Origin of the sequence: Methylobacterium sp. Leaf108 (genome assembly GCF_001423265.1) — a bacterium.
GTDB lineage: Bacteria > Pseudomonadota > Alphaproteobacteria > Rhizobiales > Beijerinckiaceae > Methylobacterium.
Genome location: NZ_LMND01000031.1, coordinates 70,902 through 82,948, shown reverse-complemented (window position 1 = coordinate 82,948; position 12,047 = coordinate 70,902). Strand labels below are relative to the sequence as shown.

At 72.6% G+C, this 12,047-nt stretch carries 7 protein-coding genes; 2 read left to right on the top strand and 5 right to left on the bottom strand.

All coding sequences use genetic code 11. The annotated features are described in order from the left end of the window. Window positions 1-406: 406 nt before the first annotated feature. A complete protein-coding gene (locus tag ASF39_RS15050; RefSeq protein ID WP_056285371.1) occupies window positions 407-2,230 on the top strand; it encodes a glycosyltransferase family 2 protein in 1,824 nt (607 codons plus the stop codon). A 191-nt stretch (window positions 2,231-2,421) separates the two neighbouring features. Here ASF39_RS15050 and ASF39_RS15045 read toward each other — a convergent pair whose 3' ends face one another. Beyond that, a complete protein-coding gene (locus ASF39_RS15045) occupies window positions 2,422-3,000 on the bottom strand; it encodes an SCO family protein (RefSeq protein ID WP_055889098.1) in 579 nt (192 codons plus the stop codon). 197 nt (window positions 3,001-3,197) lie between these two features. Here ASF39_RS15045 and ASF39_RS15040 point away from each other — a divergent pair, with 197 nt between their 5' ends. Then, on the top strand, window positions 3,198-4,379 hold the full coding sequence (locus tag ASF39_RS15040) for an MFS transporter (protein WP_156648516.1): 1,182 nt from the start codon (window positions 3,198-3,200) through the stop codon (window positions 4,377-4,379). Window positions 4,380-4,383: 4 nt separating this feature from the next. On the opposite strand, the gene cysG is transcribed toward ASF39_RS15040, so the two are convergent. The 4 genes from cysG to ASF39_RS15020 are packed head-to-tail and all read right to left on the bottom strand — an operon-like array spanning window position 4,384 to window position 12,047. Then, a complete protein-coding gene (cysG, locus tag ASF39_RS15035) occupies window positions 4,384-5,877 on the bottom strand; it encodes a siroheme synthase CysG (protein WP_055889095.1) in 1,494 nt (497 codons plus the stop codon). 51 nt (window positions 5,878-5,928) lie between these two features. Then, window positions 5,929-8,604 carry a nitrate reductase gene (locus tag ASF39_RS15030; RefSeq protein ID WP_056285368.1) on the bottom strand — a complete coding sequence of 892 codons (2,676 nt, stop codon included), beginning with the start codon at window positions 8,602-8,604 and terminating at the stop codon, window positions 5,929-5,931. Window positions 8,605-8,664: 60 nt separating this feature from the next. Beyond that, a complete protein-coding gene (locus ASF39_RS15025) occupies window positions 8,665-10,263 on the bottom strand; it encodes a sulfite reductase subunit alpha (RefSeq protein WP_056285365.1) in 1,599 nt (532 codons plus the stop codon). Further along, a complete protein-coding gene (locus ASF39_RS15020; protein ID WP_056285362.1) occupies window positions 10,260-12,047 on the bottom strand; it encodes a NirA family protein in 1,788 nt (595 codons plus the stop codon). The genes ASF39_RS15025 and ASF39_RS15020 overlap by 4 nt, the downstream gene beginning before the upstream one ends.

Genomic DNA, 12,047 nt, shown 5'->3' with positions numbered 1-12,047 from the left:
CGGCTGTGGGAGTCTCGGCTCTGGGAGTCTCGGCGCCCTGGGCCAGGGCCCCGTCCCCGCCCGCGAGCGTCAGAACGGCCAGGACGATTGCGGTTCGCAATCCCTGCGGGCATCTTGACGCAAGGGTTGCAGGCGTGGTGCGCTGGCGATGCGCGGACGGGCTGTGGCTCACCGAGGTCCTCTCAGCAGGGTCCGCAAACGTGCCGTGCGGTTTGTTCGACCGGACCTTGCGGCACTCCGAGGATCGCGGCGGGCGAAACGTCGGCCAGCCGACGCGCACCCGCTTAGCACGATCCGCAACCGTCGGGAGCCGGTTCTGGTGTCGATCCCGGGTTTCAGGTGGCCGCGACGGGACGCCGGACGACCGGTTCGCGGGGAAACGCGGGCCGGCGGCACCCGGCTCCCGGTGGAGATCGGCTTCCTCCTCGCCGAAGGCGTCGCGCCGGCCGGGCTCGTCGAGGCCGCCGCCCGGGCCGAGGCCTGCGGCAGCGACGCCGCCACGGTGCTGGTGGCCACCGGGACGGTGAGCGAGGACGCCTATTACCGGGCCCTGGCCAGCGCCCTCGGGGCGCCCTTCCTCAGCGAGCCCCTGCCCCTCGGACCGGGCACCCGCTACCCCGAGAGCCTGGTGGCAGGGCTCGCTCCCCTGCTGCCCGGGACGGGTGCCGCCTTCGTCTACGCTCCGCGCGGCCGGGCCATCCGCGAACTGCTGGAGGGCCGTGGCCCGGTCGGGCGGATGCCGGCGATCGCGACGCCGACCGGCCTGCGCCGGGCCGTGTTCGCCCAGAATCCCGCCGGCATCGCCGCCCACGCGGCGGACGACCTCCAGGTCCGGCGGCCGGACTGGGCCCTCAAGACGCGGGCGCCGCCGCCGACCCTCGCCGCCGCCGGCCTCGGGCTCTGGGCTGTCGCGGTCGCCTGCCTTGCCCTGCCGTCCCCGGTGCTCATGGGCGCCTGGACGCTGCTGCAGATCGGCTTTCTCGTCCTCGTCACCTTTCGCGTGGCCGCCGTCTCGGTCGACCCGGACCCGGAGGCCACCGCCCCGCCGCTGGCCGACATCGACCTGCCGATCTACACCGTCCTCGTCGCCCTCCACCGCGAGACCGCCGTGGTGCCGCGCCTGATCCTGGCGCTCGGCCGGCTCGACTATCCCGCGGCCAAGCTCGACATCAAGCTCTTGATCGAGGCGCACGACGGCGAGACCGCCGCCGCCCTGGCCGCCGCGCCGCTGCCGGGCCGGTTCGAGGTGATCGTGGTGCCGCCGGGCCTGCCGCGCACCAAGCCGCGCGCCCTCAACGCCGCCCTGCCGCTCGCCCGCGGCGAGCATCTCGTGGTCTACGACGCCGAGGACGTGCCCGACCCCGGCCAACTGCGCGCCGCCGCCTCGCGGTTCGCCCGCGCCCCGCGCCAGACCGCCTGCCTCCAGGGCCGCCTCGTCATCGACAACGTCCGCGACGCCTGGCTCACCCGCCTGTTCGCCCTCGAGTACGGGGCGCTGTTCGACGTCCTCGGCCCGGCCCTGGCCGCGTGGAAGATGCCGACGCCGCTGGGCGGCACCTCGACCCATTTCCGCACCGACGTGCTGCGCGCGGTCCATGGCTGGGACGCCTGGAACGTGACCGAGGATTGCGACCTCGGCATCCGGCTGGCGCGGGCGGGCTATCACGTCGGCGACCTACCCAGCGACACCATCGAGGAGGCACCCGCGCGGATCGGCGCCTGGCTGGCCCAGCGCACCCGCTGGATGAAGGGCTTCCTGCAGACGAGCCTGACCCATGGCCGTCACCCGCTGCGGACCTTTCGCGAGCTGGGCCTGCCGGGCACCCTGTGTGCGCTGGCCATGGTGCCGGGCACCGTGCTCTCCGCCCTCGCCTACCCGTTTCTGATGCTGCCGGCGGTGATCGGGCTCTGGCCGGGCCGGATCGAATCGGCGCCGGATTTCTGGTCAAACCTGCCCACGGGCACGGCGATCGTCATCCTCCTCACCGGATTTGCCGCGATGCTGGCACCGGCGGCACTCGGCGCGGTGCGGCGGGGATGGTGGGACCTGCTGCCGTTCGTGCCGCTGCTGCCGGCCTACTTCCTGCTCATGAGCGCGGCGGCCTGGCTCGGGCTGATCGAACTCGTCACCGCGCCCGACCGCTGGAACAAGACCGAGCACGGCCTCTCGCGCACCTCCCGCAGCGGCGCCCTGTCGCCCGGTCGCAGTGATCCTAAGGCGTCCGCTTGATCCAGGCGGACGCCTTGTGATTCAGCCCGCGCGGCGCTCGAGCGAAGCCGAGATCCGTATTGCAAAGCAATCGAACGGATTTCGCGTCATATCATTTCCGGTTGATCACTTCGTGATGCGGAAATGGGCTTCGCTCAGGTGCCGCGCGGGCTCGGTGATGCGGTTCCCGCTTGATTCAAGCGGGAACCGCATCACAACAGCTTGCCGAGTTCGGCCGCGCTCTGCTCGGGGGGGCGGGCGAGGTTGAGGGCGGTCGCGAAGCGGTTCCTGGCGTCCATGATGTAGACCAGCGCGGTGTGGTCCATGGTGTAGTCGTCGCCCTTGGTCGGTACCTTGCGGACGTAGGCGCGATAGGCCTTCACCGCCGCGGCGACCTCCTCGGGCGAGCCGGTGAGGCCGACGATACGCGGGTCGAAGCTGGCGAGATAGGCCTTGAGGGCGGCCGGCGTGTCGCGCTCGGGGTCGACCGCGATGAACAGGGCCTTGGTGTCCCGGCCCTTGGGCCCCAGCGCCTTCAGCACGTCGCCGATCTGCTGCAGGGTCGTCGGGCAGATGTCGGGACAATGGGTGAAGCCGAAGAACACGAGGTGGGTGGCGCCGGTGAAATCGCGCTCGGTGACCCGTCGCCCGTCCTGCGTCGTCAGCGTGAACGGCCCGCCCACGCTGCTGGTGGACACCTCGCGCGCGCCGGGCAGGAACGCGAACACGCTGGCGATGCCCAGCGCCACGACACCCAGGGCGAAAGCGATGATGGGAAGCGCACGCCGCATGTCGAAAACCCCTCGCTCCCGATCGCGGCGCGCCGTCGCCGCCCGACCGGTCCCGGGGCCAAGACCATAGGGCGGCGGCACGGGCAACCCCGCAAAGGGTCGCCCGTGCCGCTCCGAGGGGATGCGCGAGGGTCACACGCTCGCCGCCTCGATCCATCACACCCGCGGTCGCACCGCCTCAGCCCCCGAAAGCCAGAATGCCCTCGACCCCCGCGACCGAGACGTCCGCCACCGGCCGGCCCACCGAGATCATGGCCATCAAGATCCCGGCCACAGAGATCCTGGCCACCCGCCTCCTGTTCCTGATCGTCGGGTTCGGCGTCGCCGCCTGGGCGCCGCTGGTGCCCTTCGTCAAGGCGCGGACCGGGCTCGACGACGGCGCCCTCGGCCTGCTGCTCCTCGCCCTCGGGATCGGCTCCCTCGTGGCGATGCCGACGGCCGGCGCCATGGCGGCCCGGTTCGGGTCGCGCACGGTTCTCGCCGTGGCCGTGGCGGTCATCTGCGCCACCCTGCCGGTCCTGGCGGCGGTGGCCGACGTCGCCCTGCTCACCGCGGCCCTCGTGCTGTTCGGGGCCGGGATGGGCTGCCTCGACTGCCTCATGAACCTCCAGGCCGTGGCGGTGGAGCGGCGGGCCGGACGCCCGATGATGTCGGGCTTCCACGGGCTCTACAGCCTGGGCTGCATCGTCGGGGCCGCCGGGGTCAGCGCCATGCTGAGCCTCGGCCTGACGCCGTGGAGCGCCACCCTCGTCGGCGTCGCCTGCATCGTCGCGGCCTTCGTGGCGGCGCTGCCCGGCATCCTGCCGAGCGGCGGCGGCGGCGGGCCCGCCTTCGCGATGCCCCGCGGCCGGGTGCTGTTCCTCGGCGTCCTCTGCTTCGTCGTGTTCCTCACCGAAGGGTCGGCGCTGGATTGGAGCGCGGTGTTCCTGGTGCAGGAGCGCGGGCTCCCGGCGGCGCAGGCCGGCCTCGGCTATGCCGCCTTTTCGGCGACGATGACGGTGGGGCGGCTCACCGGCGATGCGATCGTGGCGCGGCTGGGCCCGGCCCGCGTGGTCGCCGGCGGCGGTGCGCTCGCCGCGCTGGGCCTCGCGGTCGTCACGATGGTGCCCGGCTGGCCGGCGGCGCTCGCCGGCTACGCCCTGGTCGGGGCCGGCTGCGCCAACATCGTGCCGGTGCTGTTCACCGCGGCCGCGCGCCAGCGGGCGATGCCCGAGCGCCTGGCGATCCCGGCGGTGACCACGCTGGGCTATGCCGGCGTGCTGGCCGGGCCGGCGCTGATCGGAGTCCTCGCCCATGCCACCAGCCTGGCGGCGGCCTTCCTCCTGGTGGCGGTCCTTCTCGTCGGCGTCGCGGGCGGCGGACGGTGGCTGCGGGCCTGATCCTTCACACCGCCACCTGCCCGCGTTCGCCCGCCTCCGCCGTCGCCTGGGCGCCGTGGTGGTGCAACGCCTCGCCCACCATCAGCAGCGCGGGTCCCTCCAGGCCCGAGGCCTCGACCCGGTCGGCGAGGTCGGCGGCCGTGCCCGCGACCACCGCCTGGTTGGGCCGGGTGGCGTTGAAGACGAGGAGCGCGGTGGTCGTCGGCGCCAGCCCTTCGGCGACCGCGCGTTCCAGCAGCACCCGCAGCGTCTTCTTGGGCATGTAGACCACGGTGGTGACGCTCGGATCGGCCAGCGCCCCCCAGTTGAGGTCTTCGGGCAGCGCCCCGCGCCGGTCGTGGCCGGTGACGAACTGCAGGCGCCGGGCCGCGTCGCGGTTGGTGAGCGAGACGGTGAGCGAGGCCGCCGCGCCCTGCGCCGCCGAGATGCCGGGCACCACGCTCACCGGCACGCCGGCCAGACGGCAGGCGTCGATCTCCTCCCCGGCCCGGCCGAACACCAGCGGATCGCCGGACTTGAGCCGCACCACCTGCTTGCCGGACTTGGCCAGCGAGACCATCAGCGCGTTGATGTCGTCCTGGCGACAGGACGGGCCGTGCCCGGTCTTGCCCACCAGCATGGTGCGGGCCTCGCGGCGGGCGTAGTCGAGGATCTCGGGCGCGACGAGGTCGTCGTAGAGGATCACGTCGGCGTTGCGCAGGGCGCGCAGGGCCTTGAGGGTGAGGAGTTCGGCGTCGCCGGGCCCGGCGCCGACCAGCGTCACCGCCCCGCCCTTGGGCGCGGCCTCGGTCTGGCCGAGGAGTTCGGCGAGGTCCTGGCTCGTGGGCGTCCGGTCGGGTTCGGCGAAGGCGCGATCCGTGAACCGCTCCCAGAAGGCGCGGCGGTCGGAAAAGGCGTGGAAGCGGCTCGTCACCTCCTCGCGCCAATCCCGCGCCGCGCCGATCCAGGCCTTGAACCCGCGCGGCAGCATGCCCTCGATGCGGGCCCGCACCGTCTGCCCGAAGACCGGGGCGGCGCCCTCGGTGGAGATGCCGACCACCATCGGCGAGCGGTTGACGATGGCGCCGAACTTCACGTCGCACAGGTGCGGCCGGTCGACGGCGTTGACGATGGCGCCGGCCCGGCGCCCGGCGGCGACGAATTCGATGCAGTCGGTCTCGTCCTCCATGGCGCCGATGACGAAGGCGGCGCCGTCGAGGTCGGCCGGGTGCCACTGGCGCTCGTGCAGCGTGACCGAGCCCGCGACGATCTCCCCCGGCACCGCGCGCAGTTCCTCGCTCGGCTCGGGCGCGTAGACATCGACGTGGGCGCCGGCCGCGGCCAGCAGCTTCACCTTCCAAGGCGCCCCGCCGTTGGACCCGGCGAGCACCGCGCGCTTTCCGACGAGCGGCACGAAGACCGGCAGGACGGCGAGCGGTTCGAGGCCGGCCGGACCTGCGCCCTCGCGGGTGGTGCTTCCGGCGGCCCGGGTTTCGCGGGGAGTTCTCGGTGTACTCATGGTTCTCGACAGCGGATCGGGCCTGGGACGGCCCGCGACCCGAAAGTGCGACTACGCGGCGTCGCGCGCAAGCGCGGGAGGCAGCATCTTGCGGATCTCAGGGATGCACGAGCCGCAATTCGTGCCCGCCCTGCAGGCGGCGCCCACCGCCTCCACGCTGCCGGCACCCGCCGCGATGGCGGCCGCGATCACGTCGAGGCCGACCCCATGGCAGGCACAGACCGTGGGCCCGGCCGATGCGGTCTCGGCCCGGCCCGAGAGCAGCGCGCGCCGCGCGCTCGGCTCGAGGGCCGGAGCCGCGAAATAGGCCTTTTCCGCCTCCCAGTCCGGGCGCTCCGCGCTCGGTGCCAGGGCGAGGCAGGCGACGAGGCGGCCCTCGTCGTACACGGCACAGCGATAGCGGCCGCGACCGTGGTCGGCGTAGTCGGCGACGTCGAGGCCCTGGAACAGGCCGCGCATCGCCAGGGCCACCTCGCGGGAGGAATCCTGCGTGGCGAACTGCAGCCCCGAGCCGCCCTGGACCGTGGCCCGCGCCCACCACCAGCCCGCCGGCGGACGGATCGGCGCGCGGGCGAGGAGGAAGCCGCGGTGGCGGTAGGCGACCGGCGCGACCGCGGCCGGGGTCGCCTTGAGCTCGGGCTGGCCCGAGACCGGGTCGGGCACGCCACGCACCAGGGCGCCGACGCGGGCGTCCGACGCCGTGGCGTCGCTCCAGTGGAAGGGGGCGAACAGGCTGCCCGGACGGACGCCTGCGGTGACCATCACCTCGAGGACGGCGCTGCCGTGGAACGTGGCGACCCGCGCGAGGTCCCCGTTGGCGAGGCCCGCCGCGGCCGCGTCGTCGGGGTGGATCTCGACGAAGGGCACGGCCCGGTGCGCCGAGAGGCGCTGGCTTTTGCCGGTGCGCGTCATCGTGTGCCAGTGGTCGCGGACCCGGCCGGTGTTGAGGACGAAGGGGAAGTCCGGGCTCGGCGCCGAGGCCAGTGCCGGCGCTTCCACCGCCACGAAGCGGGCGCGCCGGTCGGGCGTGAAGAAGCGGCCGTCCGCGAACAGCCGGGCCTGTCCATCCCCTGAGTCGCGCAGCGGCCATTGCAGCGGCGCGGCGTCGGCGTAGGCGGCGTCGGTGATGGCGCCGACGCCGGTGAGGTCGAAGTCGCGGCTGCCCGCGTTCTCGAAGCCGGAGAGGGCGGCATGCTCGCGGAACACCGCCGCCGGCCCGTCGAACCGGAAGGCGGCCCCGAAGCCCAGGCGCCGGCCGACGTCTGCCATCACCGCCCAATCGGCGCGGGCCTCGCCCGGCGCGGGCAGGAACCCGCGCTGGCGCGAGATGCGGCGCTCGGAGTTGGTGACGGTGCCGTCCTTCTCGCCCCAGGCCAGCGCCGGCAACAGCACCGTGGTCCGCCCGCGTGCGCGTACCGTGTCGCTGTCGTCCACCGCCTCGGAGACCACGTAGAGGTCGAGTTGTCCCATGCTCTCGCGGATCGTGTCCGCCTGCGGCATCGAGACGAGGGGGTTGGTGCCTATCACCCACAGCGCCTTGACGGTGCCGGCGCGGATCCCCTCGAACAGGGCCACGGCCTTCCTGCCCTCGCCGGTGACGATGGCCGGCGCGTCCCAGAACCGGCGGACCCGGTCGACGTCGGGGGCGGAAAAGCCCATGTGGGCGGCCAGCATGTTGGCCAGCCCCCCGACCTCGCGCCCGCCCATGGCGTTGGGCTGGCCGGTGAGCGAGAACGGCCCGCACCCGGGCTTGCCGATGCGCCCGGTGGCCAGGTGGCAGTTGATGATCGCGTTGCCCTTGTCGGTCCCCTGCGCCGACTGGTTCACGCCCTGCGAGAAGGCGGTGACCACGCGCGGGGTCGCGGCGAACAGCGCGAAGAAGGCGGCCACGTCCGCGATCGCGAGGCCGGTCGCCCGAGCGGTTGCGGGTACGTCGGGGGCGATGGTGCGGGCGCGCTCCAGGGCGGCCTCGAAATCCGCGGTGTGCTCGGTGACGAAGCGGCGGTCGATCGCCCCGGTCTCGGCCAGATGGACGAAGAGGCCGGAGAACAGGGCCGTGTCGGTGCCGGGCTCGAGCCCGAGGAAGAGGTCGGCCTCCTCCCCGGTCTGGGTGCGCCGGGGATCGACGACGACGAGCTTCGTCCCGCGCCGGGTGCGCGCGTCGACCATGCGGCGGAACAGGATCGGGTGGCACCAGGCGGTGTTGGAGCCCACCAGCACGATCACGTCGGCCTCGTCGAGGTCCTCGTAGCAGCCGGGCACCGTGTCCGAGCCGAAGGCGCGCTTGTGCGCGGCCACCGCGCTCGACATGCACAGGCGCGAGTTGGTGTCGACGTTGGGCGTGCCGATGAAGCCCTTGGCGAGCTTGTTGGCGACGTAATAATCCTCCGTGAGCAACTGGCCCGACAGGTAGAACGCGATCGCCTCCGGCCCGTGCTTTGCGGCGATGCGGGCAAAGCCGTCGGCCACCGTCGACAGGGCGGCGTCCCAGCTCGCCCGGGCGCCGTCGACGGAGGGGTGCAGCAGCCGGCCGTCGAGGGACAGGGTCTCGCCCAGCGCCGAGCCCTTCGAGCACAGGCGGCCGAAGTTGGCCGGATGCGACGGGTCGCCCGCGATCGCCGCCCCGCCCTGCCCGTCCGGGGTCGCGAGCACGCCGCAGCCGACGCCGCAATAGGGGCAGGTGGTCTTGACGGTGACCGGCACCGGGTCCGGGACGTGCGCATTCATGGCGTGATCCTCGGGGATGGCGACGTGTCCTCCCCCCTTGCGGGGAGGGGGAATGCCACCTCAGTAAACGTCGGCCTGGTAGCGCCCGCTCTTCTTCAGGTGCGCGAGATAGGCCACGGCCTCGTCGGGGTTCTTGCCGCCGTGGGCGCCGGCGACGTCGATGATCGCGCGCTCGACGTCCTTGGCCATGCGCTTGGCATCGCCGCAGACGTAGAAATGCGCGCCGTCCTCCAGCCACTTCCAGAGTTCGGCGCCGTTCTCGCGCATGCGGTCCTGGACGTAGGTCTTCTCGGTACCGTCGCGCGACCAGGCCAGCGACAGGCGGGTCAGAACACGCGCGTCCTTCAGGCCGTTCAGCTCGTCCCTGTAGAAGAAGTCGGAGGCCTGGCGCTGGTGGCCGTAGAACAGCCAGTTGCGCCCCGGCGCCTTGGTCGCGGCCCGCTCGCGCAGGAAGGCCCGGAACGGCGCGATGCCGGTGCCGGGGCCGCACATGATCACGTCCTTCGAGAGATCCTCGGGCAGCGCGAAGGCGTGCGCCTTCTGCAGGTAGACCTTGACCTTGGTGCTCTCGGGCATGCGCTCGCCCAGGTGCGTCGAGGCGACGCCGAGCCGCAGGCGCGAGCGGTGGGTGTAGCGCACCGCGTCCACCGTCAGCGAGACCCGGCCCGGATCGGCCTTGGGGCTCGACGAGATCGAGTACAGCCGCGGCTGCAACGCGTCCAAGGCTTCCAGGAACACCTCCGCATCGGGCCGGGCACCGGGGAACTTGTGGAGCGCGCCGAGCACGTCGAGATGGGCGGCGTCCCCGTCCGGGTCCTCGCCGGCGGCGAGCGCCTGCGCCTTCCTGCGGGCCTCCCCCGCGGTGAGAAGCGAGAGGAGCTGGTAGAGCGCGTCCGGCGCGCCGCCGAGCGCGTAGTCGGCGATGAGGCGCTGACGCAGGGTCTTGCCCCCGATCATCCGCTCGGGCCGGCTGCCGAGTTCGGCGATCACCGCATCGACCAACGCCGGGGCGTTGGTCGGGAACAGGCCCAGCGAATCGCCGACGACGTATTCGATCGGCGTATCCGTCAGGTCGAACTCGATGTGCCAGGTCTCCTTCTCGCCGCCCGGCGCGTTGAGGCGCCTGCGGAACAGGAAGGTCGCCTCCACCGGGTTTTCGCGGCAGTAGCCGAGCGGGCCGAGCGGGGCCTCCGCCTTGGGCGCATCGGCATCGACGGTCTTGGCGGTGACGCCTCCGGCAGCGCCGAACTCCTCCTCCAGCTTCTTGAGCATCCGGAGGGTGTCCTTGCCCCCGGGCTGGCACAGGTTCAGCCGCTCCTCCTTCTTGAGGAAGATCGCATTGGCGTAATCGGCGCAGTTGTAGCCGCACTGGCCGCAGTCCTGCTGGGCCATGGCCGCCATCAGCTTCTGGGGCTCGGGCCGCTCACGCGCCATGTCCATGCGCTCGGGCAGGGGCATGGCCGGGTCGTGCCAGGGCGCGTCGTCGTTGTCGGCGAGCTTTGGCCCGCCCGGCAGGGCGCCGGGTGCCAGCGCGGTGGCACCCTCGACGGCCGGGCCGAGCAGCGCCGCGAAATAGCCCGACAGCCAGGAGCGCTGGTCGTCGGAGAAGGGGGCGGTCTCGGGGATGAGGACCAGCGGGGGGGCGACGTGCTCGCTCATGCGGCGGCTCTCAACACGGGTTGGTCTTCGGCGAGGTTGCGCAGGGTCTCGGGCCCGGTGCGGGCGGTGAAGGCCTGGAAGCTCTCGGCGGGGCTCGTGCGCCGGGCGAGGTAGCTGCGCAGCAGCGCCTCGACCCGGCCGGGGCAATCCTCGGCCTTGACCGCCTTCCAGATCTCGGTGCCGATCTTGGGGGCGTCGCCGAAGCCGCCGCCGACGACGATGTCGTAGCCCTCGACGGTGTCGCCCTCCTCGCCCACCGGGACCTTGGCGCCGATGAGGCCGATGTCGCCGATGTAGTGCTGGGCGCAGGAATGGTGGCAGCCGGTGACGTGGACGTTCACCGGCACGTCGAGCTCGAGGACGTTCGCCTCGATGTAGTCGGCGATCATCAGGGCGTGGCCCTTGGTGTCGGAGGCGGCGAACTTGCAGCCCTTGATGCCGGTGCAGGCCACGAGGCCGGCGCGGATGCTGGAGGCCGAGGTGGTGAGCCCCAGCGCGGCGACCCGCGCCTCGACCTCGGCGACCTTCGCGTCAGGCACGCCCGAGAACAGGAAGTTCTGCCAGACGGTGAGGCGGATGGCGCCGTCGCCGCAGTCGGCGGCGATGGCGGCCAGGGCCCGCATCTGGTCGGTGGTCATCTTGCCCACCGGCAGGATCACGCCGATCCAGTTGAGGCCGGGCTGCACCTGTTCGTGGACGCCGACATGGGCGAAGCGGTCCATGGGCCCGCGCGGGGCGACATGGGCGGGATCGACACGAGCGAGCGTGTAGCCCAGCTCCTCTTCGACGGCGGCGAGGTACTTGTCGAAGCCCCAGGCGTCGAGGACGTACTTCATGCGGCTCTTGTTGCGGTTGGTGCGGTCGCCGTTCTTGATGAACACCCGCAGGATCGCGTCGGCGACCCGGTTGCAGTCCCCGGGCTTCAGGACGACGCCGGTGTCGCGGGCGAGGTCGCGGTGGCCGGAAATGCCGCCGAGCACGAGGCGCATCCACACGCCCGGAGCGACCGCGGCACCCTCCAGGACCTCGACCGCCTGGAAGCCGATGTCGTTGGTCTCCTCCAGCACCGGCATGACGCCGCCGCCGTCGAAGGCGACGTTGAACTTGCGCGGCAGGCCGTAGAGCGAGCGGTCGTTGACGATCCAGTTGTGCCAGGATTTCGCCAGCGGCCGGGTGTCGAGCAGTTCCTGCGCGTCGATGCCGGCCACCGGCGAGCCGGTGACGTTGCGGATGTTGTCCGCCCCCGAGCCGCGGGCGGTGAGCCCGAGGTCGATCAGCCCGTCGAGGAAGGGCTGGCCGTGCTCGACCTTGATCTCGCGGACCTGGAGGTTGGCGCGGGTGGTGACGTGGCTGTAGCCGCCGCCGTGGGCGTCGGCGAGGTCGGCGATGCCGGCAAACTGCCAGTGCTGCAGGATGCCGTTGGGGATGCGCAGGCGGCACATGAAATCGCTGCTGGCCGGCGAGAGCCAGAACAGGCCGTGGTAGCGCCAGCGGAAGTTGTCCTCGGGCTTCGGGGTCTTGCCGGCGGCGGCTTCCGCGATGAGGCGGTTGTGGCCCTCGAACGGGTTCTCGGCGCGCTTCCACTTCTCCTGGTCGACGAGCTTGCCGCCGGCCTTCACGGCGGCGTCCTGCGCCTTGATGTGGATTGCGTCCGGCCCGGTGGGTTCGGAGGGCGCGGCGGCACCTTGCCCGAGGGCGAGGCCGCCGGTGAGGCGCGCGGCGGCGATGCCCGAGGCGAAGCCTTCGAGGTAGCGCTTCTGCTCGGCGTTGAAGTCGTCGGCCAT